Source organism: Arthrobacter sp. Z5-13 (assembly GCF_056499105.1).
This window is the reverse complement of the sequence record NZ_CP096460.1, coordinates 3358179-3384176: the sequence shown is the minus strand read 5'-3', so window position 1 is coordinate 3384176 and position 25998 is coordinate 3358179. Positions and strand designations below refer to the sequence as shown.

Genomic DNA, 25998 nt, shown 5'->3' with positions numbered 1-25998 from the left:
TGGATATAGGCAGGAGCGCCGTTGAACTTAAGAGGATCTTAGGGAATCCAGAAGGCGTGCGAGGGCACGTTCCGCCGAGCCGATCTCACCACCCTCGGCGATCCACATGGCTGCCTCGTTCATTGCCCCTGAGAGCAGCGCAGCGACTGCAGCGCGGTCTTCCTCCGGCCCGATGAGGCTCTCCAGGCCTTCCTCCAGTAATCGTGCGGAGTGTCTGGCGTCAGAGCGCCGCCATGTTGCCCATCCGAGCACGGCGGGCGCGTCGACGAGCATGATCCTGCGCACCCCTGGCGAGATGCTTGCCCGCAGGAATGCCTTGCAGCCGGCTTCGATGGCATCCCACCCTTCTCCGGGTGCGGCCTGGGAGATGGCAGCACTCACCTGGCTTTGAGCTTCATCGAGCACGGCCTCGAAAAGCCCTTTCTTGCTTCTGAAGTGGTGATAAACCGCTCCGCGCGTTACCCCAGCGCCGGCCGCAACTTGTTCCAGTCCAACTGCCTCATAGCCGTATTGAGCAAAAAGCTCCTGGGCTGTCACTAAGACTGTCCGGGCTGTTGCTTCGCTCTGTTCCTGGGTGGCTCGTGCCATCTCGACCCCTTGCCTATACATACGCCGTGTATGTATCGTAGCCCATATACATACACGGTGTATGTATATAAATGGAGGAGTGGCGATGATCAGTTCTTACCCCGTCCTCATGTCGAGCGACGTGACGGGATCGGCGGACTACTATCGGACTGCATTTGGCTACGAGACCACATTTGAATCGGACTGGTACGTGAGCCTCAGGCGCGGACAGTGGGAGCTGGCGCTACTCGACCATGCCCACACGACGATTCCCGAAGGGTTCGGCCGTCCGGCGGGTGGTGTTTTGATCAATGTGGAGGTCGATGACGTTGACTCGGAGTACGAGCGGTTGATCGTCCGGGGAGGGCTCCCGATGGCGCAGGACATTCGCTCGGAAGATTTCGGGCAGCGCCACTTCATCCTCATTGGACCCGATCAAGTACTCATCGACGTGATACAGCCGATTGAGCCCTCAGCTGAGTTTTCTGCCCAGTACTTTCAGAGTTGACCCGTTAGGGCTTTACCCGCAGCTTGTGGATCAACTCGAACGCGTGCAGGGTCCTCAGGGTGGCCATTTCCAGGCCTGCCTCGGGCTCCGGATGCGAGAAGTAGAAGCCCTGCAGGGAATCGCACTTCAGATCCATCAGGTACGCGGCCTGCTCCGGGGTCTCGATGCCCTCGGCAGTCACCAGAAGACCCAGGTTGTGCGCCATGTTGATCATGGAGCTGAGGATGGGCAGCTTCTCTGCGCCGGTGCGGACCATGGACACAAACGACTGATCGATCTTCACAGTGTCCACGGGTAGATCCTGCAGCCGCCCCAAGGACGAGTACCCGGTGCCGAAATCGTCCAGCGCAACCTGGATGCCGGCGTCGCGCAGCTGGTTCAACTGCTCCAGCACCGGGCAGTCGGCTTCGAAGAACACGCTCTCGGTGACCTCGATGACCAGCTGCCCAGGGTCAACGTCGCAGGAGGCGGCAACCCGAAGCACACCCTCAGCAAAGTTTGGTTCCTGGATCTGAACACCGGAAACGTTAACGGCGAGGGTGCGCGTGCTGTCCTCGGCCAGCCACGGGCCCATCTCTGTGCAGGCGCGCCGCAGAACAAGGGCCCCGATGGCTCCGATCAAACCGCTGCGCTCCGCGAGCGGGATGAACTGCGTGGGTGGGATGATCTCGCCATCGCGGTCCCAGCGGGCCAGCGCCTCAAACTGCATCACAGCGTCAAGCCGCGGAGTCATCACCGGCTGGTAGTTCACGTAGATATCGCCGCGGTCAACGGCCAGCCGCAGGCTCGCTTCCATATCCGTGCGCTGCACCAGGGCGGCCATCATTTCCGGCCGGAACCGCATGTACCGGTTCTTCCCGGCGGCCTTCGCCGCGTACATCGCGACGTCGGCCTGCCGGAGCAGGTCCGAGGGTTCAAGGGGCTTTTCGCTCAGTGAAGCAAGCCCCAGGCTCAGGCTGGGCCGAAGCATGGTGCCGTAAAGGAAAACGGGAACGTTGAGGGAATCGACGATCCGCTCAGCCACCTCCTCAGCGTCCTCAACATCGGTCAGAAGCACCACAAACTCGTCACCGCCCAGCCTTGCCACGGTGTCATTGGGCCGGACGCAGAACCGGAGGCGGCGAGCCACTTCAATGAGCATCTGATCCCCGGCGTGGTGCCCCAGGATGTCGTTGACTTCCTTGAAGTCGTCCAGGTCAATCAGCAGGACGTCCACAGAACTGCCGGCCGGATCTCGCAGGGCTGCGGCGAGCTCATCGTTGAACAACTGCCGGTTCGCCAGCCCTGTCAGGGGGTCCTTGAAGGCGAGATCCTTCAGTTGCGCGGCCTGTTCGGCCAGGTCATTCATAGCCTTCTTGGCCTGCTCCTGGGCCCTCCTCCTGGGCGTGACATCCCGGAAACTCCAGACGCGCCCCACAACCTCATTCGCAACTTTTTGCGGGCGGGAATACCTTTCAAACGTTCGGCCGTCGAGGAACTCCAAAACGTCGTGGCTTTCAGCATCCGGATTCGCGTAGAGCTCCTTGATCTTCTCCAGGAAACTCTCCGGTTCGGAAAGCTGGTCCAGCACGAACTTCATCACGGCGTCGTCGTCGTGGGAGTCCAGCAGTTCCCGGGGAATGCCCCACATGGACACAAACTGATCGTTGAGGCCGGCGATCTGACCGTCGCTGCTGACCACCAGGATGCCGTCCGCCGTCGACTCAAGCGTGGCGGTGAGCAGTGACATCGCTTCGCGGAGGCTGGCGTCCGTTTCCTTCCGGTGGGCCGTATCGCGGACCGTGACCGTCATATACGTACCGTTTGCGGCCTCAAAAAGTGAACAGGCCACCTCCCCGGCGAATTCACTGCCGTCGGCGCGTACCCCGAAAGCCTCGAATGGTTGCAATGGAGTTTCCGGCGAGCTTCGCTGGAGGGCGTCGAACACTTTGAGGAATCCGTGGCGGTAGTCTTCAGCCAGCAGTATGCGGTGATCCGCGCCGATCAAGTCAGCCCGTGCGCGCCCGAACATGCGTTCAGCTGCCGAATTCACCAGGCTGATAGTGCCGTCCGCGGACAGGACAAGGATGGCGTCCGGGCTGGACTCCAACACAGAGCGGTGCTCAATCCCCGAGATGGGAATTACCTCACCATTGACGTCTGCAGCACGGCGTAAAGACGGTTCCATAGAGCCCTTTTTTTGAGACCTAGATTTATTCATAATGCGCCTTCCCCCAAGCACATCATAAGGTGCAAAGGTCAATTATCAATGGCGAAGAATCATTTCCTCGGTCCATTTCTTTCCGTGCTCCTGCAGTCACTTCGGCCTCACCGCCGGCCGCCAACCCGCAGCCCACGGACGGACTCCATGGCAGTTTCAGCCCGTGTCATGGCCATGTCCAATCTGTTGTCAGAAACCGGCCGCGAGAAGAGATAGCCCTGCAGGAAATCACAACCCAGATCCATCAGATACTCGGCCTGTGCAGGAGTCTCAATACCCTCGGCCGTGACGGACAGGTTCAGGGCGTGCGCCATGGTGATCATTGAACTGAGCAGCGGAAGCTTCTCCGCGCCCGTCCGCACCATGGAGACGAAACTGCCATCGATTTTCACCGAATCAACGGGCAGGCCCTGCAGCCGCCCAAAGGACGAATAACCCGTGCCGAAATCATCGAGTGCCACCCGCATCCGTGCCCGCCGGAGATGCTTCAACTGGTCAATAACCTGCGAGCCAGGATCCAGGAACACACTCTCCGTAACCTCGAGCACCAGCTGTGCAGGATCAACCCTGCAAGAGGATGCAATACGCAGCGCGACGTCGGCGAAATCGTGCTCGTGCAGTTGACCGCCGGACACGTTGAAGCTGAGGGAGCGGGATTTGTCCGCAGCAAGCCACGGCTGCAGTTCAACGCAGGCGCGTGCCATCACACTGTTGCCAAGATCGCTGATCAGTCCGCTGCGCTCAGCCATGGGAATGAATTGACCGGGAGGAATGAATTCGCCGTCGCGCTCCCAGCGGGCCAATGCCTCCAACTGCACCTCGCGCCCTGAACCGGTGGAAACGACGGGCTGGTACTGCACCTTCACTTCGCCGTGAAGCACCGCAACGCGGAGCCTGGCCTCCATGTCATTGCGCTGGGCCAGGGCCTTAAGCATTTCCGGCCGGAACCGCATGTACCGGTTTTTACCCCCGGCTTTCGCCGCGTACATGGCCACATCCGCCTGCCGCAGCAGGTCCGAGGGCTCCATGGTGGTTTCACTCATGGACGCGAGGCCCAGGGAAAGGCTTGGCTTGAGCTGCGCCCCGCCGATGTTCACCGGAACGTTCAGCGTTTCCATGATGCGTTCCGCCACGGCGCCCGGATCCGCGACATTGGTCAAGAGCACCACAAACTCGTCCCCGCCGAGCCGCCCAACGGTGTCGTTAGGCCTTACGCAGGAACGTAGACGGCGCGCGGTTTCGATCAGCATCTGATCACCCGCGTGGTGGCCATGGATGTCGTTGACTTCCTTAAAGTCGTCCAGGTCCAGCAGGATGACGTCGACGGCGATATGCCGCGGCCGCCGCATGGCCTGGGCCAGTTGGTCGTTGAACAACTGCCGGTTGGCGAGCCCTGTGAGCTGATCCTGGAACGCCATCGCCCTCAGCTGGGACGCCTCCTCAGCGAGTGCGTTGCCCACCGTCCGATATGTGGCATCCCGGACGGACACTGCCAGTGAGGGCGCTGACTGGCCTGACGGCTGTGAACCCGCTGGTTGTGGTCCCGGAAGCAGGGAGCAGACAATTTCGGCGGGAAACTCGGTGCCGTCGCCACGCAGGCAGATGGGCTCGATAGGCGGATTACCGAGGACAGGATCAGGACTTTTCCGCAGGACGTCGTATTCCCACACGATGGCTTCAAGGAACCCCTCGGCCAGCAGGATCCGGTGGTCAGACCCCAGCAGCTCTTCCCTGGACCGTCCGAACATGCGCTCTGCAGCCAAGTTGGCGCGTCGGATGGTGCCGTCAGGGCCCAGAATCAGCAGCGCGTCAGGGCTGAAATCGAGCTCCGAAGCGGCGGCGGCGGACGCCTCTCTTTGGGCTTCCGACATCACACAATAGAAACAAGGTATTCGGTATTAAATCGAGCCATCTTGTTTTCTCCCCCTTGTGGAAATCATAGGGGGCAGAGACTAAAGCGCAAGGGATGCAGTGGCCAGGCCGGCATTCCTCCCCAGGCCCCTAAGGGTCCAGCCTTCCGCCTGCCACAAGCCGGCGTCCAGGACGTTGCGCGCATCCAGCATCACCCGGCGTCGTACGAGCTTTCCGACGACGGCGGGCTGCAGCCTGCGGTATTCCTCCCACTCGGTGAGCAGCAGCACCAGCTCGGCATCATCGAGAGCAGCCTCGGCGGACCGCTCGAAGCGCAGCTGCGGGTAGCGCATCCAGGAGTTGTTGATGGCCTTCGGATCGGTCACGGTCACGTGGGCACCTGTGGCCGCGAGCTGCAGCGCCACGTCCAGGGCAGGGGAATCGCGGATGTCGTCCGTGTCAGGTTTGAAGGCGGCGCCCAGGACCGTGACAGTCCGGCCTGACAAGTGGCCGCCGCACAGTTCACGGGCGATCTCCACGGTGCGGGAGCGCTGGCCGGTATTGACCGAATCCACCAGCCCCATCCACTCGTCCACAGAGTCCACGCCCAGCCCGGCAGCCTGCGTCCGGAAACTGCGGATGTCCTTGGGAAGGCAGCCCCCGCCGAAGCCCAAACCCGCGTGCAGGTAACGGCCGCCGATCCGCGGGTCCATACCCATCGCCTCGCTGAGCTCGTTGACATCGGCGCCGGAGGCATCGCACAGCTCGGCCATGGCGTTGATGAAGCTCACCTTGGTGGCCAGGTACGCGTTCGACGCCGACTTGATGAGTTCCGCCGTGGCGTAGTTGCACACCAGGCGCGGAATCCCGGCGCAGAGCAGGGGTTGATACACGGTGTCCAGAGCGGCTGTCACGCCCCGGCCTTCCACTGAATTCTTCCCGCCGGGCACCCCATAGACCAGCCTGTCCGGCACCAGCGAATCCTTTACCGCGGTTCCCTGCCTGAGGAATTCCGGGTTCCAGCCGAGGATCACGTCAGGGCGCCCAGCCAGGATGCTGCCCAGCTCGTCAACGGTGCCCACGGGAACAGTTGATTTACCGACGACGACGGCGCGTAGGCCGAGGTGGGGGAGCAGCGCTCCGGTGGCGGCAAGCAGGTAGCTGAGGTCGGCGCCGTCGGAGGTCTTGGACTGCGGTGTACCCACACACAGGAAGTGGACCTGTGCGTGGGCGGTGTCCGCGAAGTCAGTGGAAAACCTCAGCCTGCCGGTGGCCAGCCCGTCCTGCAGGAGTTCGTCCAGGCCGGGCTCGTAGAACGGCGCCAAGCCTCGTGCCAGCTGGTCAACTTTTGCGGCGTCGACGTCGATTCCCACCACGCTGTGCCCCATGGAGGCCAGGGTGGCGGCGTGGACGGCGCCAAGGTAGCCGCAGCCGATCACGGAGATGTTCATGCCGGGTTCCTTACTGTCGGAGTGGTTGCGGTGCTGTGCTCGGCCATGACCTGGCGGTAGTGGCGTACCAGCTCGGCGCTGAGCGCGGGCCAGGTCCTGCCCTGGACCGAAGCGTGGGCTGCCGCAGCAAAGGCGCGACGCTTGGCGTCGTCGCCCGTCAGGTCCACCACCCGGCGCCGCAGCTCGGCAAGGTTTCCCGGTTCGTAGAGCCAGCCGGTGCGGGAGTTTTCCACCAGGTCCAGGGGCCCGCCGCGGCCCGTAGCCACCACCGGCACTCCCGAGGCCATGGCCTCCTGGATGGTCTGGCAGAAGGTTTCCAGCTCGCCGGGATGAACAAAAAGGTCAAAGGAAGCAACAACGCGGGCCAGCTCATCACCGCCGAGGAAGCCGGGGAACAAGGCCTGGGGCAGGGCGTCCTCGAGGGTTTCACGCTGGGGCCCGTCGCCCACAATCACCAGCCTGGTGCCAGGGATATCGGCCAGGACGGCAAGATCTTCCACCTGCTTTTCCACCGCCAGCCGCCCGACGTAGCCGATGATCCGCTCACCGCCGGGCGCCACCGAAGCCCGCCAGCCGTCGTCGCGCTTTCCCGGGCTGAACCGCACGGTATCCACACCGCGCCGCCACAAATCCACCCGCGGAATCCCGCGGCCGCGCAACTGGTTCAGCGCGAAAGTGGAGGGCACCAGCGTCCTGCTGGCGAGGAGATGGATGTTCTCTACCCGGTTCCAGGCCCAGTTCTCCATAAACGGGACGCCGTAGCGGGCTGCGTAGCTGGGGACCTCGGTCTGGTAAATGGCCACCGACGGGATGCCGAGCTGGTGCGCAGCCTGGGCCGCCCGCCAACCCAGGACAAAAGGAGAGGCGAGGTGGACGACGTCGGGCGCGTAATCGGCAAGGATTCGCTTGACCCGATTCACACCTCCCAGCGCAACCCGCACGTTGGTGTACCCGGCCAGCGGCACTGAGGGAAGCCGGTGAACATACGCGCCGTGGACAACATCGAGGACTTCCGCGTCCTGCGTTGACGGCGCAATCACCAGCACATCGTCGCCCCGTTCCTGCAGATGCTCCAGCACCCGCAGGATGGAGTGCGTAACCCCGTTCATCAGCGGCAGGAATGATTCGGCAACAATTGCGATCCTCACCCCTCCACCGTGCTGGCGGCGGCTTACTCGGCGGGGGAGGGAGCGTGACGGCGAGGGGAAGATTGGGTTAACAGGATCCTTTTGCCCATTGATACAGCTTTGCGTGAATCCAGCTAGCCCTGTACCTTGGGCTGTCATGGAAACACTCACGCACTCGGCCGTATTGGCCAGATTCGGATATGCGTTGTCGGACCCGACAAGGGCGAAGATCCTGCTGGCGTTGCGGGAGGCTCCTGCTTATCCGAGCGACCTTGCGGAGCTGATCGGAGTCAGCCGCCAAAGCATGTCCAATCACCTGACCTGCCTGCGCGGATGCGGGCTGGTGGTTTCCGTCCCCGAGGGCCGCAAGGCGAAGTATGAGCTGGCTGACCCCAAACTCGGCCATGCCCTCACGGACCTGCTCGGCGTCGTTGCCGTGGCGTCGGACTGCGAATGCAGCAGCGACTCGAAGGACTGCTGCTGATGAGCGCCGGGGCACTTCACCCGTCGGCACCCACCCTGGAGCGCCGGGCCGTGCTCTCCCGCAGAATCAGGCTCCTCGTTGCGGTCACCATCACCTACAACATCATCGAGGCAGTGGTGGCGATCAGTGCGGGAACGGTAGCGTCGTCCGCAGCTTTGGTGGCCTTCGGCCTGGACTCCGTGGTGGAAGTGCTTTCCGCTGCCGCCGTTGCCTGGCAGTTCGCTGGCCCCGACCCTGAGGCCAGGGAGAAGACAGCACTAAGGCTCGTGGCCTTCTCATTCTTCGGGCTTGCCGTCATCGTGGCGATCGACTCATTCCGGAGCCTCCTGGGCTTCGCCGAACCGCAGCACTCGCCAGTTGGCATCGTCCTGGCGGCCGTGAGCCTGGCTGTCATGCCTGTGCTTTCCTGGGCCCAGCGCCGGGCAGGACGCGAACTGGGATCCAGATCCGCTGTGGCCGATTCCAAACAAACACTGCTGTGCACTTACCTCTCGGCGGTCCTGCTGGCCGGCCTGGTCCTGAACAGCACCCTCGGCTGGACCTGGGCGGACCCCATCGCAGCCCTGGTCATTGCCGGAGTTGCGATCAAGGAAGGCCGTGAAGCCTGGCGCGGGGACTCCTGCTGCGCACACTGACCTCAGACCGAGTTAAGGCGGGCCGAGGATCCGCCGGGCTTCGTTCTGCGCCTCCACTTCCTCGGGGGTAAGGGTTTGGCCGGCCAGGAAACCGGCGCCGGAGATGATCCTTCGCAGCTCGGCCACGGTACGGGGGATGCTTACACCGTGATGGGCCATGGCATGGCAATTGGCGCAGAGCGGAACCAGATCAGTCACCGGGTCCAGCTGGTAGTCCGCCCCGAGCTGCGAGACCGGAACGATGTGATGGACGTGGATAAAGTCCTTCCCGATCTCGCCGTATTTGATTTCGAAGGAGAATCCACAGGCGGCACAGGCGGTGCCGTGATGGGCCAGGCAGGCCCGCCGGGCTTCCGGGTTCCTCTCATAGCGGTTCACCTCGACCCTGCTGAGGGCCTCTTCCGGATAGGTCCCGGGCGCGGGAAGGGTGGGGTCGGCCATGGGCGCCGGTCCCAACTCGCTCCACAGCAGACGGATTTTCAGCTCCTCGGACGGATCTATGGTGAGCCCGGAAGCGGGAACGGCCTCCCAGCGCACTCCCGGGATGGCGTCCATGAGTGTCTCGGGGGCGATCTGTTCACCGAAAGGCAGGAAGGCATCGAAGGCGACGTCGATGTGCAGGGACGCTTCGCCTTCCGTGGCGTAGGGCTCCGAGAGAATTCTGCCGTGACCGATGAGCCCCGTGCCCAGACGGCCCTGCAGAAAAAGCCAGGCGTCCGCTCCCAGGGGGATGTCTTGGTGCCCGCCCACACTCCAGCTGCGCAGGAACTGACCGGTTTCGCTCACTTGGTTCCGGACGGCCTCATAATCCCAGTCGTGCCAGCGATCCGGATTCCAGGCCAGGATGGCGGCTGTCATGGTTCAACTCTCCGCTGCCTCTGATTCAACTGTGCCCCGACTCGAAGACTGCCTCTACTCGACCAGGAATTATTCGAACCGTGAGGGGTCGCCGGCTCCGCGCCGCACAACTTCCGCGGTTCCTCCCGAAAAGTCCACGACCGTCGTCGGCTCCGTTCCGCAGTCGCCGGAATCTATGACCGCATCAACTTCGTTGTCCAGGCGTTCCTTGATTTCCCACCCCTGGGTGAGCGGCTCCTCCTGGTCCGGCAGCAGCAGCGTGCTGGTCAGCAAAGGTTCCCCCAGTTCGGCCAGGAGAGCGTGGACAAACCTGTGGTTCGGTATCCGGACGCCCACGGTCTTCTTTTTGGGGTGCAGGAGACGGCGGGGAACCTCCCTGGTGGCGGGAAGAATGAAGGTGAAGCTGCCCGGCGTCACGGCCTTGATTTGGCGGAAGACGTCATTGCCGATGTTCACGAACTGCCCCAGCTGCGCGAAGTCGCTGCAGACCAGGGTGAAGTGGTGTTTGTTGTCCAGTTGGCGAATGGTGCGGATCCGGTCCAATGCCTCTTTATTGCCCAGCTGTGCGCCGAGGGCGTAGCAGGAATCCGTGGGGTAGGCGATGAGCCCGCCGTCCCGCAGCATGTCCACCACCTGGTTGATCGCGCGCGGCTGGGGGTCCTCAGGATGAACATCAAAGAATCTGGCCATGGCACGAGCTTACGGCTGCACCACGGTTACGGGCAGGGGGACACGATGGCTGGCCACCCGTGCAGGCGAACGGTCAGGCGCCGCTGATGCCGAAGAGTCCGATGATGAGGGCCATGACCAGGATGGTTACCAGTTCGTGGGCGCAGTTCAATACCGTCAGCCCGGCTGGCCGGTTGTCGAAGGCATCGTGGGTGATGAAACGGGCAGCGGTGAAACCGGCCCACAGGATGGCACCCGTGATGAGGGAATTGGCCAGGAAGCTGCCGCCGTAGAAATCCTGGGCAATGGCCACCGAACCGGCCAGCACCCAGGCTGTCACGAAGCTGACCACCAGGGTTATCGCTATGGGCCGGATGGCGTCCCGGGAGTTCCCGCTGGGGGTGACATTGGCCGTCTTCATCCAGTAATTGCCGAACACCTTAGGGGTGTACCAGATGGAGCCAACCACCATGCTGGAAAGCGTGGCCAACAGCACGGCCCAAAAGTTGATCTCTGGAATCATGGCTTGCTCCTTGGATTCGATCTGTATTCGGTACCTGCGGACTTTATGGCCTGCTTAACCCTCATGGTGACTTATGCGGAAGTCTATCCAAGGACATACAAAAAGTCGGTGCAGCTGCCTGCGGGAATCGCAGAACAACTGCACCAACCGGTAGTTACGAACATTTCAGATTGCTATGAATCTTTCCTCATTCGCGGCTCCTTATTCCCGGCTTACGAAATATCCGGGTTACCTGCGGTCCTCGGCCAGATGCCGGGAGAGAATCCAGCCGGCGCCAATCATTAAAAGACCAAACACCATGAAGGTCCAGTTGTCAGGGGTGTTCAGCGACAGGAAATTGGCCGCCGAATCTACTCCGACACTTAGCCCGTAAATGCTGAGAACAATGTACAACGCACCAAATCCCAGCAGGAAGTTCCGGGCGCCCATTCCGCTGCGGCACATTCCCAATCCAATTCCGCCGATAACCAGGTGCATGATATTGAGCAACATGGAAACCTGGAACAGGTTAAGGAACATCGCATTCGAATCAGGTCCAAAGAACCTTAGTTCGTCGTACTGCGTGGTGATACCCGGGACAAAGCCCAGGATGCCGACCACGATCAAGAGGATACCAACACCCATGCCCACGTTCTGGACGTCTGTTCGTCCAAAATGCATACCGTGAGCATGTGGGGATGCGGTAGTCATTTTCTGCCTCCAACCACTGACTTGCGGACATTCCAATTTTACGGCGGGTAGTCGTAAAAAGCGCTGGATGGCGCCCTGTCGGGAACCCCTGATGGGTACTTCTGCCCAGCGACAGATCCGGCCACCTCTGCTGGACTGGGGACACCATGAACCCCCGACACCGCCTCGCAAAGATCATCCTCACAGCAGCCGTGCTGCTGCTCACTGCCGGATGCAGCGTTGCGGTGCCGGAAAGCCGGGCTCCCGAACTGGGTGCCCTCCGGGTCGTTGATGGCAGCCCCGCCCGAAGCACTGCGGCGCCGTCGGCTAAGTCGCCGTCGGTCAAGTCGCCGTCGGCTAACCGGGCGCAGCAGCTCCTGCAAAAGGTGAACCTGCAGCCCTGGCAGAAGGACATGCCGGTGGTGGTGCAGTCGGACAACAAGGACATGCAGTGTTCCATCAGTACCGACGCCGCCGCGTGCCATCTGCTGAGCGATGTGGCACCCAGGGCGGACGATGTGCGCGGCCACTGCCCCGGGACAGTAAGTACCACGGAGGGTATGCCGCGGTGACGGTGGACGCCGGCGCACGGTACGGACTCTGCGGTGACGGGATCTCGCCCATGGAGGCCGAGAACGTAGCGGGCCCTGCCTTTCCCGGGCCGTGGCTGCAGGACGGCCAGGCGGTCCGTGTGGGCAATATGGTGTGTGAGCGGACACCCGGCTCCGTCACGTGCGCCCACCTGGGGACCGGCCATGGATTCCTGATCAGCATGGACAATTACGAACTCTGGTAGTTCCTCTGGCAGTTCCCTGAGGTGCCTGTCGAAACAGGGGGAAGGGGCCCGTGCATGGCACGATGGAACACGATGAAACTGCGCGCTGATCAGACCGGAGAACGTGGCCTTCCTATGCCCTTGTGGCTGCAGGGAGCGCTCGAATCGGCGCAGGCAGCCATCATTTCAGCACTGGTGGTGATTGCACCGATCGTTGCTGTCTGGGCTACGTCCGGCTTCAAAAACTCCGGCTTCGAGGCGCTTGCCCGCCTGGCCGGCCAAGCGTGGTTGTTGATCCACGGAGTGCCGCTGCATCTCACCACCATCGAGGGCTCTGTGGCAAGCCAGGCCGACGCCGGCACTCTCTCCTTAATTCCCCTGGGGCTGACCCTTATTCCGTTCCTGCTTGCCTGGCGCGCAGGACGCCGCCTCGCCAGGGCCTCCTACACGGACCAGTTGTGGCAGGCACTGCTGGGATCCTTGCTGGTGTACGGAGCGTTTGGAGCCGCAACCGGGTTCGTGTGCCGCACCGCCGACGTCGCCATCAACCTTTGGTTCGCCGCCCTGATACCGCTGGTGCCGTTCGCCCTTGGCATGGTGGTGGGCGCACGCCGGGAAGCAGGCTCGTGGAGCCGGCTGATCGGCGTTGACGCCGTGGCCTGGATCTCCCGGACCAGCCAGCATTCCCGCTGGGCCGGCTCATACGTGGCATCAGTCGTCAAGGCCGCCACAGTGGCAGTTATTGCGGCCTTCGCGCTGTCCTCGGCGCTGCTGGCCGTGAATCTGCTGATCCATTGGGATCTGATCATCGCCGTGTATGAAGGGCTCGACGCCGGTGCGGTGGGCGGTGCGGTGCTCACCATTGCGCAACTTGGATACCTGCCCAACCTCGCCATTTATGCGCTCGCCTGGACCTCCGGCTCGGGCTTCGCCCTCGGGGCGGGATCTCAGGCCGGGCCGCTCGCCACCGCCGTCGGTCCGCTGCCGTCGATCCCCGTTTTCGCCGCCCTGCCCTCGGGTTCCCTCGAGTACGGGTTTGTAGCCCTGGTGGTGCCGGTCCTCGCGGGAACCCTGGGCGGATGGTGGTTCCTGCGGGCAGGGGAGAACCACTTCGATGAGTGGCTGGCCATCAAGATCCGGGCCCGCTGGTTTACTGCGACGGTTTCCACGCTCGCCCTGGGAATCATGATCGGTGCGGTGGCCGGAGTCCTGGCAGGCGTACTGGCCTGGCTTGCGCGGGGTTCAGCGGGAATCGGACGCCTTACGGACATCGGCCCCGACCCGATGTGGACGGCAGTCTGGCTGGCAGCGGAAGTGGGCACCGGCGTCGTAATTGGTTACGCGGCGGGGCCCTGGCTGGAACGGCAGCAGAACGTGCCGGAAGAAGACCTGCAAAACGCCGTTTAGCGCCCTGACATTCCGGGAATCTTGTTCTCCAGGTCCGTGCGGCACTCAGAGGTGGCGCGTTGGGTCAGGGCTTCACGCTGGCACTGCTGGAAGTCGCTGAACTGGTTGAAGAATGCGCCCATCACGAGGAGCACCAGAACCATGACACCGGAAACCAGCAGCCCGGTGATGACCCCGAACAGCACCAGCTTGGACTCCTTCCGCGTGATGGCACGGATCAACACAATGATCCCCAGCGCGAGGCTGGCCGCAGTGAGGATGGCGGACAACCAAACGTAGGCGATGTCCAGCTGGATCACGAAGAGGGATCCCAGGACCACCACGATAAAAAGGCGGAAGAGGGTGTGCGTCTTGGCGAGTGAGGCCTGGGCTGCCTCGCTGAGCGGCTGCCGGGCGCGCTGCATGCTGCCGGGATCCTGTGTGGGGTTCATGTTTTCAAGCCTACGCGAGCGGCCCCTAAGCTAGAGCCATGCGCATCGTAGTCCTCGTTTCCGGCACTGGCTCCAACCTCCAGGCAGTCATCGACGCCGTCAAGGCAGGCGAGCTGGATGTCGAAATCGCGGCTGTGGGTGCGGACCGTCCCGGGACCTACGGCGTGGAACGGTCAGCCGCAGCGGGCATCGATACCTTCGTGGTCGATTTCAAGGCCTTCCCGGACCGCGCTGAATGGAACGCGGCACTGACCGACGCCGTTGCCGCCTACAACCCTGATGTTGTGGTGTCCTCGGGCTTTATGCGTATTGTGAGCCCCGGGTTCATCGAGGCGTTCGAGGGCAAATACCTCAACACCCACCCTGCGCTGCTGCCCGCTTTCCCGGGTGCCCACGGCGTGCGCGATGCCATGGCCTACGGCGTGAAGGTTACGGGATGCACCGTGCACTGGGCCGACGCAGGAGTGGACACAGGCCCCATCATCGCCCAGGAAGCTGTGGCCATCGAGGAAGACGACACCGAGGAGAGCCTCCACGAGCGCATCAAGGTGGTGGAGCGCAGGCTCCTGGTGTCCACCCTGGCCATGCTCGCAGCCGAGCACAGGGCCGGGCAACTGGCGCCGGGCAACTGGCGCCCCGCAGCTAAATAATCGGGTTCCCACTCATGAGGCCGAGCCCGGGCGGGCGAAGCGATCCAGGACTTCCACCACCGTGTCACCCATGGCTGGGTGACCGGTACCGTGACCTGCCTCGTCGATCAGATGGAGTTCTGCGTCCGGCCATGCCTGGGCTACGTGCCAAGCGATATCTGCCGGGCCGCTGATATCCAACCGGCCATGCACCAGTGCACCGGGAATGCCGGCCAGTTTCGCCGCCTCCCGGATCAGGACGCCATCCTCAAGCCAGGCAGCGTGGCGCCAGTAGTGAGTGACTAAACGGGCGAATACCATCCGGAAATGGGGATCCTCATACCGCGCGTCCGGTCGGTAGTTCGGGTGGGTTGCGACATGCGTGTCTTCCCAGCGGCACCAGTTTCTGGCCGCCTGTTCGCGGACCAGAGGGTCGGAGTCCTCCAGCAGCCTGCTGTAGGCATCAACGAGGCTGCCGTTGCGGTCTTCAGCCGGAACGCCGTTGCGGAACAGCGCCCACTCGGCGGGAAAGATGCGGCCCATATCCCGCGTGACCCAGTCCACCTCACGACGCGAGGTGTTGGTGACGCTAAAGAGCACCATCTCGGACACGTGGTCCGGATGGGTCTCGGCATAAGCCAGGCCGAGAGTTGCACCCCATGAGCCGCCCAGCACCAGCCACTTGTCGATGCCGAGATGCTCGCGCAACTGTTCGATATCCCGGATCAGGTGATGGGTGGTGTTCACACTCACGTCGACGCCGTACTCTCCGGCGTTCGGTGTGCTCCGGCCGCAGCCGCGCTGGTCGAACAGGACCATCTTGTACATCGCGGGGTCGAAGAACTGCCGCCAGCCAGCGGAGCATCCGGAGCCGGGCCCACCATGAAGGACCACCGCAGGCTTGCCCGCGGGATTGCCGCAGAGCTCCCAATAGATCCGGTTGTTGTCACCGACATCCAGCAGGCCATGGTCGAAGGGTTCGCTCAAGGGGTACATCGTGCGCCTCGCTCAGGTCCGAAAATGGGGTCAGGTCCGAATTGGTGTGACGGGGGAGGGGACGGGAGGCGCTTAGTCGAGCCGGCGCTGCTTCGTCTCGGGGGAGAAGAACACCATCCACAGCACGGCCAGGACCACCAGGCCGCCGGCCAGGGCGAAGGAAGAAGCCAGCCCCAGCTCCGGCCAGAAGTAGCTCGCGAAGACCAACGGGCCCAGGCCTGCACCCACCCGTGAGAACGTGGATGCCCAGCCGAACCCGCTCCCGCGCAGATGCGTCGGGTAGAGCTCGGACACGTAGGCGTACAGGACCGGGATGGCCACCTGCACCACAAAACCGAAGGCCAGCAGCCAGAACACCGCCGCCGAGGGAATATCCACCACAAACGCCACAATCACCAGGATCAGCGCCGACAACGGCCCGGTGATGGCGAGAATCCATTTGCGGCCCACCTGCTCCACCAGCACTGCCGCCACCACTACACCCAGAAGTCCGACGGCGGCCATTCCCGCCGTCGTCAGGAACGCCTTGTACTCTTCGAAACCGGCACTGATCAGGATCCGGGGCATCCATGTCAGCGACAGGTAGTACACGAGGAGGATGCTGAAGAACAGAGCCCAGGCCGCCGTCGTGATTTTCCAGTTGAACTGCCACACGAGGCGCAACTGCTGCCAGGCGCTGCCTGCGGAAAGCCGTGGAGCTGCCTGGGCATCCGGAAGGCTGTAGGCACGCTGTTCCGCACCGGTGGCGAGCACCAGATCGTCAATGACCTTTGCGGCTTCCTCGCGCCTGCCCTTGCGGATCAGGAACAGCGGGGATTCGGGGACACTGCGGCGGACCCAGAACACAAGGAGCGCCGGCAGCACCATCACGAGCATGGTGAGGCGCCAGTCGGCGAAGAGCGCGATCAGGCCTGCAGAGACAAAGCCGCACAGCGCAGCACCGATGGGCCACCAGCCGTCCATGGCTGTGAGGACCCTGCCGCGCTGCTTCCGGGGCGTGAACTCACCCACCAGCGCGTAGTCCACCGGAATGCAGCCGCCCAGGCCGAAGCCGGCCATGAACCGGAACACGCAGAACCACACGAAGTCGGGGGAGAAGGCGCCCAGGACGGTAAACAGCGAGAAGATCAGGAGGGTGGCGGTGAAGGCCTTCTTGCGGCCGATCGTGTCCGCGATGGTGCCCCACGCGAAAGCGCCCAGGGCCATGCCGATGAGGTTGGCGGTGCCGATCCACGCGGCTTCACCAGGAGCCAGCGCCCAGTGGGTGGAGAGGAGCGGAATGAGGATTCCGTTGAGGGTCACATCCCAGGCGTCGAACATAAAGCCCAGGCCGCCAATCAGGAAGATCCGGCCCTGCACTTTCCAACGCCACGGCAGTTCCTGGACCACCTGTTCGCCGCTGGGCACAGTGGTGTAAGTATTCATCTCTCGGGCCTCCTCCAAGGAGAACTTTACGTTGCGCTGAAGACTGCCATGAGCCATCCCGCTGAGGCGCCGGCAGTGCGTTTGTTCACACTCCGGCGGCCACGCAGCGCAGCGCCCGCAACACGATAAACTGGCTTCATCCCACCCACATACGACGGAGACTTTTGTGAGCTTCACGCAGCTTGACCGTGTTCCCATCCGCCGAGCCCTCATCTCGGTCTACGACAAAACCGGTCTGGAGGAGCTCGCACAGGGCCTGCACGCAGCAGGCGTCACCCTCGTTTCCACCGGCTCCACCGCCAAGAAGATCGCCGCCGCAGGCATCCCGGTGCAGGAAGTTGAAGAAGTCACCGGTTCGCCGGAAATGCTGGACGGCCGCGTCAAGACCCTGCACCCGCGCGTGCACGGCGGCATCCTCGCCGACCGCCGGGTTCCGGCCCACATGGAAACTCTCGCGGGCATGGAAATCGAAACCTTCGACCTCGTGGTGGTGAACCTCTATCCCTTCGTGGAGACCGTCAAGTCAGGTGCAGCACCGGACGACGTCGTGGAGCAGATCGACATCGGCGGCCCCGCCATGGTGCGCTCCGCCGCGAAGAACCATGCCGCTGTCACCATCGTGGTTGATCCCAATTTCTACGGTGACGTCGTTGCCGCTGCGGCCGACGGCGGTTTTGACCTCAAGACCCGACGCCGGCTGGCCGCCAAGGCCTTCGCGCACACGGCCTCCTACGACAATGCGGTGGCCATCTGGACCGCCAGCCAGTTCCTGGATGAAGACGGCGACGGTGTGATCGACTGGCCCGCCTACGCCGGCCTTTCCCTGGAGCGCTCAGAAGTTCTGCGCTACGGCGAAAACCCGCACCAGCAGGCCGCACTCTACGTGGACAAAGCAGCTCCCGCCGGCATCGCCCAGGCAGACCAGCTGCACGGCAAGGCAATGAGCTACAACAACTTCGTCGACGCCGACGCCGCCCTCCGCGCCGCCTACGATTTCGCTGAGCCGGCTGTTGCGATCATCAAGCACGCCAACCCGTGCGGTGTCGCCGTCGGTTCCGCCGATTCGGCTGACCCCCTGGCCGATGCCCACGCCAAGGCCCACGCGTGCGATCCCGTGTCCGCTTTCGGTGGCGTGATCGCCGCCAACCGCACCGTAACCGCCGGCATGGCCAAGACTGTCGCGGGCATCTTCACCGAGGTTGTCATCGCTCCGGGCTTCGAGCCGGAAGCCGTGGAAATCCTCTCTAAGAAGAAGAACATCCGCCTGCTCGCCCTGCCGGAGGGCTATGGCCGCTACCCGAGCGAAATCCGCCAGGTCTCCGGCGGCGTCCTCGTCCAGGTCACCGACAAGGTGGATGCCGACGGCGACAACCCCGCCAACTGGACCCTCGCCGCCGGTGAAGCAGCCGACGAGAAGACCCTGGCAGACCTCGCCTTCGCCTGGACCGCCTGCCGCGCAGCCAAGTCCAACGCCATCCTGCTCGCCGCTGACGGTGCCGCCGTCGGAATCGGCATGGGCCAGGTCAACCGGCTCGATTCCTGCCGCCTCGCCGTCGAGCGGGCAAACACCTTGGGTGTTTCAGTGGAATCCGACGGTGCTGTTGGGGGCGATGCCCCCGGAGGCGCATCAAACGCCGACGCAACCGGAGCGCCGGAACGTGCCCGCGGCGCCGTGGCTGCCTCGGATGCGTTCTTCCCCTTCGCTGACGGCCTGCAGATCCTGATCGACGCCGGCGTCCGCGCCGTGGTCCAGCCCGGCGGTTCTGTCCGCGACGAGGAAGTCATCGCCGCAGCCAACGCCGCCGGCATCACCATGTACTTCACCGGTGCCCGCCACTTCTTCCACTAATCCCCACCGCCTCCCTAGCCTCGCTGCGCTCGGCTAGGGAACCCGGGCGGCGTGGGCCCAGCACCGGGGCACAACCCGGGAACAGAACGACGGCGACTGCCCCTTCGCGGGACAGTCGCCGTCGTCGTATCTTCATTCAGTTGTCCTCTTCCGGATCATCCGGCGGAAGAATCAGCTCCCGGGGATTGGCCTGCGCCATCCGTTCGGGAGTCCAGTACTCCAGGATTTCCTCAGGCGTTTTTTCTACCTCATGGGAAGTTACCTCAGGATGTCCGGAGTTGGCTTCACCTGGCTGATGAGGCATCCGAGTACGCCTGCTGGATGACTGATCCCCAGTACGGGCCGTACATGATGGGGTACTTCTTGCCGTAGCCGTAGCTGTTGACGGAGTTTTGGACCCCGCCGGACCCTGAGCCGATGAACCAGGGACCGCCTGAGGAGCCGCCTGTCATGTCACAGGAAATGCCTTGGGAGTTGAACTGCGGGTTGAAAGGATCGTCGCTGGCGGTTCCGGTGCAGCTTACAAGGGAAGTGCCGTCGAAGGGCTTGCCGGCGGGGTAGCCGTAGGACGTGTAGCTCAGGCCGCGTGCGGCGTTGAACTGGACGCCCGATGCGCCAACGGTGTCCGCCAGGGTCTTGCCGTTAACAGGGGCGACGACGGCGAACCCGGTGTCATACTGCATGTCGCCTGCAGAGCTCCACTGGGTGGGCGTGTGCAGCGAGGTGGCCGCGAACTTGCCGTACGGGGCAGCTCCATCCAGATAGGCGGGAACGAAGACGAAGTTGGTGGCGAAGGCGCCGGGGCCTTCGTTGAGGCAGTGGCCGGCGGTGGACACTGTGCTTTCGTTCGCGGACGCTACGGAGTTGCCTGAACAGACGTAGTTCCCACCGGGAAGGGTGAAGAAGACCTTGCCGATGTGGGATACCGGGGCTTCATCAGTGTGCAGGCTGGGCTTGCTCGGAGCGGCCTGGCCGGAAATTTTGGTGCTCGAGCCCCTCTCCACAGTGTCCGCGCTGGACTTGTTGCCCCGGGCCAGGGCCTTGTTCGCCAGAACGTCGCCAGAAATGGCACTACGCATCCGCTCAGCCGTCCAGTATTCGGCGGCGCCTGTTGCATTCACGGCCTTGCTTGTTACACCGCGCGAACCGCCTTCATCCGGTGCGGCTGGCGCGGCCGTGGCCACGCCTCCGGCCGACATGACGAGGAGCGCTGCAGCCGAAAGGCTGAGCAGACTCGTGGCGAGAGACCTGGATGTTTTCATAATGTTCCTAATCCGTTGGGAAGAGCGGCCCCCTATTGAGGGCCGCTCCCATGTGGTGAGGATGAACCTATCCAGATATGACACGTTTGTAAATGAAAAATACGGGACTTGTGGGATCCGGCCGCATACAATCTGCGGCGCCGGAGCTAGCTGCGGTCGTTGATGAACTCGTCCGGGCGGTACTGGATGAAGTCCGCCACGCCGAGGCCCAGGGATTCGCCGCGCTGGTCGATGACGGAAGCTTCGGCGAGGTTTCCCCAGTGCCCGTCGTCGAGCCGTTCATTCATTGTCTCTACAGCCGCCACCGTTTCCGCCACAGTGAAGGAACAGTGCCCTGTGCGCTCCACATACGTCTGCCGGAGCAGCGGGGTGGCCTGGGCATCGCGCACCGTCTCCGCGTACTCCTCCATGTACTCCACAGGAGCCAGGATGTCGGCCAGGGTGTGCATGGTGAGTACCGGAACCTGCAGATCGCCATGAGGGGTGGACGTGCTTTGCATCCATTCCAAGGCCTCGGGGTCAGGTTCAATGTCGGCGTTTTGTGTCAGGAGGGAAAGATCTGCTGAAAGGTCCAGCGCCGTTTCGCGGTACAGGGAATCAATCTGTGCCTTCATCGCCGAATGCTGGAACAGCCTGCCGTAATCCACGCCTGCATTCCAACCGCTGTCCCCGTCGGCGGCGTTAACAATAAAGGAACGTGCCCCGACGACGAACGGAATGGTGCCCAGCAGCCAGTTGTACTGGGCGACCTGCTTTGCCTGGTAGTCCTTATTTCCCGGGGCAGCGCCCTCGAACCAGGTGGGAGTGTTCATAAATGCGGCGCCTAATGCAATGCGGGCCCGTCCCTCCGGCGTCTGTTGCGCCTGCTGAATTGCCGCGGTGAGCTTGTTGATGGTGACACCCGACTCGGCGCCGCTGCGGAAACCGGTCAACTGGACCTCCTGGCCCGGGAGCAGCAGTTGGGCCAGGGCATGCAATCCGTCGAGCTGATAGTTGTTCAGGTTCACGCCGCCGCCCAGAAGCCCGCAGGTGCTTACCACGCCGCTGACGCCGGAATCCGGAACCTCCGCAATGAGGCTGCTCACCAGACCGCCCATTGAGGTTCCGAAAGCTATGGTTCTCCTCGGTGTCCCCACCTCCTCGGAGAAAGCCTTTAGCGTCTCCAGTTGATCGTCGACGGCGGTTTCCAGAGCCCAGCCAGCGCTGGCATAGGACGATGACGCAACAGCGTAGCCCCGGTCCTTGAGAGCATCGGCCGTTGGTTCGAACCCGGCATCCCAGGCAGGATTGGCTGGACCCGGACGGAAGCCATGGCTGTACAGCACCACTGCACCGTTCCAGTCCGCGGGTACCTCCGCAGCCCATTGGGCCCCACTGGCCAGTGTTCCTCCTGTAACTGTGCCTCCGTTTAGAGGTGCGGCGGGGACCTGCGCCACGGCTGCCCCGGCCGGAGCGGCAGCCATGGCCAGGGTGGTAGCAATGCCCAAGGACTTCAATGCAAACATGTGGTTCCTTCCATTCCTGCGTCGTTGCAGGGTCTTCGGTTCAGGAGGCTTGGTTTGGTCAGGAGACTACGGCGGCAGCGGGGCGGTGGCCTTTCTTGGCGAGTTGGATTTGTTCATAGACGTGGTGGCGGAGTTCGGTGAAGCGGGGCAGCGCACGGGTGTTGAGCTGGTCGCGGTCTTCAGGGAGGTCGATGATGATGTCTTCCTGGATGACGGTGGGGGAGCTGGAAAGGATGATGACGCGCTCGCCGAGGTAGACGGATTCGTCAATATCGTGCGTGACGAAGAGGACGGTCACGCGGAGCTTCTTCCAGACCGTGCGGATGAGGTCTTCGAGGTCTGCCCTGGTCTGGGCGTCTACGGCGGCGAAGGGTTCGTCCATGAGGAGCACTTCGGGTTGGTACGCAACGGCCCGGGCGATCGCTACACGTTGCTGCATGCCGCCGGAGAGCTGCCAGGGGTAGGAGTGCGGGACGTGGGCCAAACCTACGGCTTCGAGGGCTTCGTCCACGAGCCTGTCACGCTCGGCTTTGGGGACGCCCTGGTTTTTCAGCGGCAACTCGACGTTTTGGCGGACGCGCATCCAGGGGAAGAGCGAGCGGCCATACTCCTGGAACACCACCGCCATTTTCTTCGGCGGACCAACAACCCGCGTGCCGTCCAGGAGGACTTCGCCTTCGGTGGGAGCCATGAGTCCGGAAATGCACTTGAGGAGTGTGGTTTTGCCGGAGCCGGAGGGGCCCACCAGGCAGGCGAGCTCGCCGGGCCGGAGATCGAAGGTGAGGTTCCGGACCGCCTCAACGTCGCCGCCGTCGGTCTTGTAGACCTTCTTCAAACCCCGGACGGACAGCATCGGCTGGTCCTTCACAACAGGCTTTTCGTTAACCAGCATTTTCTACCTCTTTCTGACCGTGGTACCAGCGCAGCACACGCCTTTCAGTCCACTTGAAGATGAATGACATGGCCACACCGATCAGACCAAGGATGATGATGCCGGACCACATTTCCGGGATGGCGAAGGAACGCTGGAACTGGACGATGGTGAAGCCCAGTCCTGAGGACGAGGCGAACATTTCGGAAATGACCATCAGGATCAGGCCGATGGACAGGCACTGGCGGACGCCGGCCATGATCTGGGGGCTGGCCGAAGGAAGCACGAGGTACCTCACCCTGGCCCAGCCGGCAACGCCGTACGTTCGTGCAGAATCCGAAAGCACCCCGTCAACGGCACGCACTCCTTCGATGGTGTTCAGGAGCACGGGCCAGATGCAGCCGGAGATGATCACCACCACCTTCATGGAGTCGGTGATTCCCATCAGCAGCATCAGCACTGGAACCAGCACGGGCGGAGGGACGGCCCGGAAGAATTCGAGAGTCGGTTCCAGCAGTGCACGGAGCCACTTAACCGATCCGATCAGCAGTCCTGCCGCTATGCCGATCCCGATGGCTGCTGCAACTCCGGTGAGGAGCCGTCCCAGGCTGGGGAGGACATCGGAGAGGATCCGTTCCCCGAACCAGACTTCACCGAACGTCTCCATCAGGACCGCGGGCGCGGGGAAGAAAAAGTTTGCCCGGCCAAGGGTGGCTGCCCACCAAATGAGTATCAGCAGGAGCGGCAGCCCCACCAGATAAGCCAGTGACTTCACCCAGGTCATACCACCACCTCCGAACGGACCGATGAGTGCCAGGACAACGTCTTCTTTTCGATGAACCGCATCAGCATGTTGATGAGGACACCGATCAGCCCTGTTGCCAGCACCAGGGCGTACATACCGGAAATTGCGCCGCCTGACTGGGCCAAGGCGATTTCCCTGCCCAGTCCCGGGGACCCGATGACGAGCTCCGCCGTGATAGCCAGGATCAGCGCAACAGAGGCAGCCAGGCGGACGCCTGTCATCAGGTACGGCAGTGCGGTGGGAAACACCACGTAGCGGATCCTCGCCATTCGGCCCAGTCCATAAGACTTCGCCGTGTTGTTGGCCACCATGTCGATATCCGCAACCCCGTAGAGGACCTGGATGAAGACCTGCCAGAAGGATGCATAGACGATCAGCATGAGCGAGGACTCGATTTTCACACCGAACATCAGCACTGCCAGCGGGATAAGCGCCACTGACGGGATGGGCCGCAGGAACTCCACGCTGGAGCTCGTAGCCCTTGCCAGGAAAGCGGATGAGCCGATCAGAAAGCCGAGAACAAGGGCTGAAATGACGGCCATCAGCAAGCCCAGGAACCAGGCAATCATCGTTTCCCCCACGCTCACCCAAAAGGCGGTCAGCCCGAAGGCCCGGAAAAGCGCCGCCATAACCTCACTCGCAGGGGGCAGGAACCTTGCTTCAATGATTCCCGCCCGCGGGATCAGTTCCCACGTCAGCAGGAACCCGAGGATGCCTGCGATACCCAGGAACTTCTGGGCCGGCCAGGTGCGCCTCGACTGAGCGGCCAGTCTGCCGGTCATTTGAACCGTCATTGGGGCTGTCATTTGACGGTCATCGCGGCGACGTCGGGTTCCTTGTCCACGTAGTTGTACTTCACCATCAGGGAACCGAGGTCTGACAGCACAGCGGCGGGAACTTCGCCGTCGAACTTTTCCATCTTCAGCTTCTGGGCCACTGCGGCGTCCATGTTCATGAACTTCGGCAGGAGCGCACGGACCTGGTCCGGGTTCTGTTCAGCCTTTTTCAGGGTCTCTTCCATGGCTTCCTTGAAGGACTTCACGGTGTCGGCATTCTGCTGGGCGAAGTTTCCGCTGGTGAAGCTGACCATGGTGGGCAGCCCGGGAAGGGCCGTCTGGTTGGGGTAGCCGACCAGTGCGTTCTTGGTATCCGCGAGTGCCTTGCCAAGGAAAGGCTGGGGCAGCCAGGCCGCGTCCACTGAACCGCGATCGAGCTGGGCCTGCATGTCCGGGAACGGCATTTCAACAAACTTGATTTTGGCCGGATCCGCACCTGCCTTAGCCGCACTCTCCATGATGGTCAGGTCACCTTGGGTCTTCAGCGTGTTAACGGCGACGGTCTTGCCCTCCAGGTCTGCGAAGGAGGTGATGCCGGAAGTCTTAGCTGTGACAACGCCGTTGATGTCCTCGCCCTCGGCCTTGGAATTGCTGAAGCCCGTAACGATCTTCATGTCCAGGCCCTTGTTCACGGCGAGCATCACCGAGAGCGGATTTCCGACTGAGAAGTTCATGGTTCCGGTGGAGACGGCCGGCAGCATCGCTGCTCCGCCCTGTCCGGTCTGGAGTTCGACGGCGAGGCCGTGGTCAGCGAAGATGCCTTCGTCGATGCCGTACTGAAGGGCCACGGAGGGTGCGATGGAAAGGACGCCGACGGTGACCTTCTTAAGGTCCCCGCCTGCGGCGGGCGCTCCGCTCGGGGCAGTGCCTGCGGAGCCGGCGGGAGTAGAGAGCGAGCCGGAACCGCAGCCCGTCAGGGCCAGGGCAGCGAAGGCGCTGGCGGCGAGCAGTTTAGCGAGTTGCCTTTTCATTTTCTTTGACTCTTCCTTGAGTTCCATGACTGGCTTGATATCCGAGTGAGCTGCGCCACAGTGGATGTATCCATGTCAGCCCGAATAGTTGAAAATGTCAATAGTTATATTTTTCCGGTAACTCCGTGATGATGGCGGCCATCAACTATAGGATTGAGCAATGACCCAGCCCCGCACCACGGAGATCCCGCCGCCCGAAGGCCTTGAGCGGCTGTTGGGAAGCCCCCTCGTCGCCGAGATCGAATTCCTGACAGCGCGTGCACGGGCGCTGGGAAGTGCCAAGGCCAACGCCCTGCTGGCGCCACTGGACCTGAAGATCAGGTCGTACGCCGTGCTCTCGCTGGCCTGCAGTGGCGAAGCCCCGTCGCAGCGCGAACTCGCGGAATTCCTGCTGCTGGATCCGAGCCAGATCGTGGCACTGGTTGACGGGTTGGAGCAGCGGGGGCTGGTGAAACGCGAAACGGATCCTCAGGACCGCCGCTCCAAGGTCATCAAAGGCACTGCCAAAGGGAAGCGGCTGCTTGCCCAGGCGGCCCTTGCCACCCAGCAGGCGGAAGACCAGGCAATGGGCAATCTCAGCTCAGCCGAACGTGCCCAGCTCAGGGACCTGTTGCGGCGGATTGCTTTCTAGGTCCAGCTGTTTCCCGCTCCAGAACGTTTACCGCTCAGCCGCTCCGGGGCGGCCGTTGACGGT

At 62.9% G+C, this 25998-nt stretch carries 28 protein-coding genes; 9 read left to right on the top strand and 19 right to left on the bottom strand.

The window, feature by feature from the left end; genetic code table 11:
* Positions 1–27: 27 nt before the first annotated feature.
* Positions 28–588 carry a TetR/AcrR family transcriptional regulator gene (locus tag M1E02_RS15765; RefSeq protein WP_479375156.1) on the bottom strand — a complete coding sequence of 187 codons (561 nt, stop codon included), beginning with the start codon at positions 586–588 and terminating at the stop codon, positions 28–30.
* Positions 589–673: 85 nt separating this feature from the next.
* Here M1E02_RS15765 and M1E02_RS15760 point away from each other — a divergent pair, with 85 nt between their 5' ends.
* Entirely contained in the window at positions 674–1075 is a 402-nt protein-coding gene (locus M1E02_RS15760; protein ID WP_479375155.1) for a VOC family protein, read from the top strand.
* A 4-nt stretch (positions 1076–1079) separates the two neighbouring features.
* Here M1E02_RS15760 and M1E02_RS15755 read toward each other — a convergent pair whose 3' ends face one another.
* The 4 genes from M1E02_RS15755 to M1E02_RS15740 form a co-directional block, all read right to left on the bottom strand.
* Positions 1080–3242: a putative bifunctional diguanylate cyclase/phosphodiesterase gene (locus M1E02_RS15755; RefSeq protein WP_479375154.1), complete on the bottom strand. Its 2163-nt coding sequence runs from the start codon at positions 3240–3242 to the stop codon at positions 1080–1082.
* Between the two features lie 140 nt (positions 3243–3382).
* Positions 3383–5146, bottom strand: a complete 1764-nt coding sequence (locus M1E02_RS15750; RefSeq protein WP_479375153.1) for a putative bifunctional diguanylate cyclase/phosphodiesterase — start codon at positions 5144–5146, stop codon at positions 3383–3385.
* Between the two features lie 81 nt (positions 5147–5227).
* On the bottom strand, positions 5228–6577 hold the full coding sequence (locus M1E02_RS15745; RefSeq protein ID WP_479375152.1) for a UDP-glucose dehydrogenase family protein: 1350 nt from the start codon (positions 6575–6577) through the stop codon (positions 5228–5230).
* On the bottom strand, positions 6574–7725 hold the full coding sequence (locus M1E02_RS15740) for a glycosyltransferase family 4 protein (RefSeq protein WP_479375151.1): 1152 nt from the start codon (positions 7723–7725) through the stop codon (positions 6574–6576). Before M1E02_RS15740 ends, M1E02_RS15745 begins: the two co-directional genes overlap by 4 nt.
* Before the next feature lie 136 nt (positions 7726–7861).
* On the opposite strand from M1E02_RS15740, the gene M1E02_RS15735 reads away from it, so the two are divergent.
* Together M1E02_RS15735 and M1E02_RS15730 are read left to right on the top strand one after the other, a co-directional pair.
* A complete protein-coding gene (locus tag M1E02_RS15735; RefSeq protein ID WP_479375150.1) occupies positions 7862–8188 on the top strand; it encodes an ArsR/SmtB family transcription factor in 327 nt (108 codons plus the stop codon).
* The gene (locus tag M1E02_RS15730; protein WP_479378188.1) at positions 8188–8823 is read left to right on the top strand and encodes a cation diffusion facilitator family transporter; all 636 of its coding nucleotides are present in this window, start codon (positions 8188–8190) and stop codon (positions 8821–8823) included. Before M1E02_RS15735 ends, M1E02_RS15730 begins: the two co-directional genes overlap by 1 nt.
* Positions 8824–8835: 12 nt before the next feature.
* Here the strand turns inward: M1E02_RS15730 and M1E02_RS15725 are convergent, their stop codons facing one another.
* The 4 genes from M1E02_RS15725 to M1E02_RS15710 form a co-directional block, all read right to left on the bottom strand.
* Positions 8836–9681 (bottom strand): HNH endonuclease, encoded by an 846-nt coding sequence (locus M1E02_RS15725; RefSeq protein WP_479375149.1) that lies wholly within the window; start codon positions 9679–9681, stop codon positions 8836–8838.
* Between the two features lie 69 nt (positions 9682–9750).
* A complete protein-coding gene (locus tag M1E02_RS15720; protein ID WP_479375148.1) occupies positions 9751–10371 on the bottom strand; it encodes an L-threonylcarbamoyladenylate synthase in 621 nt (206 codons plus the stop codon).
* 73 nt (positions 10372–10444) lie between these two features.
* Positions 10445–10873 carry a DUF1761 domain-containing protein gene (locus tag M1E02_RS15715; RefSeq protein ID WP_479375147.1) on the bottom strand — a complete coding sequence of 143 codons (429 nt, stop codon included), beginning with the start codon at positions 10871–10873 and terminating at the stop codon, positions 10445–10447.
* A 228-nt stretch (positions 10874–11101) separates the two neighbouring features.
* Positions 11102–11563 (bottom strand): DUF4383 domain-containing protein, encoded by a 462-nt coding sequence (locus M1E02_RS15710; protein ID WP_479375146.1) that lies wholly within the window; start codon positions 11561–11563, stop codon positions 11102–11104.
* Between the two features lie 146 nt (positions 11564–11709).
* On the opposite strand from M1E02_RS15710, the gene M1E02_RS15705 reads away from it, so the two are divergent.
* The 3 genes from M1E02_RS15705 (at position 11710) to M1E02_RS15695 (ending at position 13724) form a co-directional block, all read left to right on the top strand.
* Positions 11710–12114, top strand: coding sequence for a hypothetical protein (locus tag M1E02_RS15705; RefSeq protein WP_479375145.1), 405 nt, complete (start codon positions 11710–11712; stop codon positions 12112–12114).
* The gene (locus M1E02_RS15700) at positions 12111–12338 is read left to right on the top strand and encodes a hypothetical protein (protein ID WP_479375144.1); all 228 of its coding nucleotides are present in this window, start codon (positions 12111–12113) and stop codon (positions 12336–12338) included. The genes M1E02_RS15705 and M1E02_RS15700 overlap by 4 nt, the downstream gene beginning before the upstream one ends.
* A 72-nt stretch (positions 12339–12410) precedes the next feature.
* Positions 12411–13724, top strand: a complete 1314-nt coding sequence (locus M1E02_RS15695) for a cell division protein PerM (RefSeq protein WP_479378187.1) — start codon at positions 12411–12413, stop codon at positions 13722–13724.
* On the opposite strand, the gene M1E02_RS15690 is transcribed toward M1E02_RS15695, so the two are convergent.
* On the bottom strand, positions 13721–14155 hold the full coding sequence (locus M1E02_RS15690; RefSeq protein ID WP_479375143.1) for a hypothetical protein: 435 nt from the start codon (positions 14153–14155) through the stop codon (positions 13721–13723). The genes M1E02_RS15695 and M1E02_RS15690 overlap by 4 nt on opposite strands.
* Before the next feature lie 38 nt (positions 14156–14193).
* Between M1E02_RS15690 and purN the strand changes: the two genes are divergently transcribed.
* Positions 14194–14805 (top strand): phosphoribosylglycinamide formyltransferase, encoded by a 612-nt coding sequence (purN, locus tag M1E02_RS15685; RefSeq protein WP_479375142.1) that lies wholly within the window; start codon positions 14194–14196, stop codon positions 14803–14805.
* 12 nt (positions 14806–14817) lie between these two features.
* Here purN and pip read toward each other — a convergent pair whose 3' ends face one another.
* Both pip and M1E02_RS15675 read right to left on the bottom strand, forming a co-directional pair.
* The gene (gene pip, locus M1E02_RS15680) at positions 14818–15780 is read right to left on the bottom strand and encodes a prolyl aminopeptidase (RefSeq protein ID WP_479375141.1); all 963 of its coding nucleotides are present in this window, start codon (positions 15778–15780) and stop codon (positions 14818–14820) included.
* 72 nt (positions 15781–15852) lie between these two features.
* Positions 15853–17205 (bottom strand): MFS transporter, encoded by a 1353-nt coding sequence (locus M1E02_RS15675; RefSeq protein WP_479375140.1) that lies wholly within the window; start codon positions 17203–17205, stop codon positions 15853–15855.
* 166 nt (positions 17206–17371) lie between these two features.
* Here M1E02_RS15675 and purH point away from each other — a divergent pair, with 166 nt between their 5' ends.
* A complete protein-coding gene (gene purH, locus M1E02_RS15670) occupies positions 17372–19054 on the top strand; it encodes a bifunctional phosphoribosylaminoimidazolecarboxamide formyltransferase/IMP cyclohydrolase (protein ID WP_479375139.1) in 1683 nt (560 codons plus the stop codon).
* Between the two features lie 136 nt (positions 19055–19190).
* Here the strand turns inward: purH and M1E02_RS15665 are convergent, their stop codons facing one another.
* The 7 genes from M1E02_RS15665 to M1E02_RS15635 form a co-directional block, all read right to left on the bottom strand.
* Entirely contained in the window at positions 19191–19358 is a 168-nt protein-coding gene (locus M1E02_RS15665; RefSeq protein ID WP_479375138.1) for a hypothetical protein, read from the bottom strand.
* Positions 19339–20316: a trypsin-like serine peptidase gene (locus tag M1E02_RS15660; protein ID WP_479375137.1), complete on the bottom strand. Its 978-nt coding sequence runs from the start codon at positions 20314–20316 to the stop codon at positions 19339–19341. Before M1E02_RS15660 ends, M1E02_RS15665 begins: the two co-directional genes overlap by 20 nt.
* Before the next feature lie 146 nt (positions 20317–20462).
* Positions 20463–21821: an alpha/beta hydrolase gene (locus M1E02_RS15655; protein ID WP_479375136.1), complete on the bottom strand. Its 1359-nt coding sequence runs from the start codon at positions 21819–21821 to the stop codon at positions 20463–20465.
* A gap of 58 nt (positions 21822–21879) precedes the next feature.
* Complete coding sequence (locus tag M1E02_RS15650) at positions 21880–22713, bottom strand: ABC transporter ATP-binding protein (protein ID WP_479375135.1); 834 nt, start codon at positions 22711–22713, stop codon at positions 21880–21882.
* A complete protein-coding gene (locus M1E02_RS15645; protein ID WP_479375134.1) occupies positions 22703–23476 on the bottom strand; it encodes an ABC transporter permease in 774 nt (257 codons plus the stop codon). The genes M1E02_RS15650 and M1E02_RS15645 overlap by 11 nt, the downstream gene beginning before the upstream one ends.
* Complete coding sequence (locus M1E02_RS15640) at positions 23473–24279, bottom strand: ABC transporter permease (protein ID WP_479375133.1); 807 nt, start codon at positions 24277–24279, stop codon at positions 23473–23475. The genes M1E02_RS15645 and M1E02_RS15640 overlap by 4 nt, the downstream gene beginning before the upstream one ends.
* Before the next feature lie 20 nt (positions 24280–24299).
* Positions 24300–25304 carry an ABC transporter substrate-binding protein gene (locus tag M1E02_RS15635; protein ID WP_479375132.1) on the bottom strand — a complete coding sequence of 335 codons (1005 nt, stop codon included), beginning with the start codon at positions 25302–25304 and terminating at the stop codon, positions 24300–24302.
* Positions 25305–25464: 160 nt separating this feature from the next.
* Between M1E02_RS15635 and M1E02_RS15630 the strand changes: the two genes are divergently transcribed.
* Positions 25465–25935: a MarR family winged helix-turn-helix transcriptional regulator gene (locus M1E02_RS15630; protein ID WP_479375131.1), complete on the top strand. Its 471-nt coding sequence runs from the start codon at positions 25465–25467 to the stop codon at positions 25933–25935.
* Positions 25936–25998 lie beyond the last annotated feature (63 nt).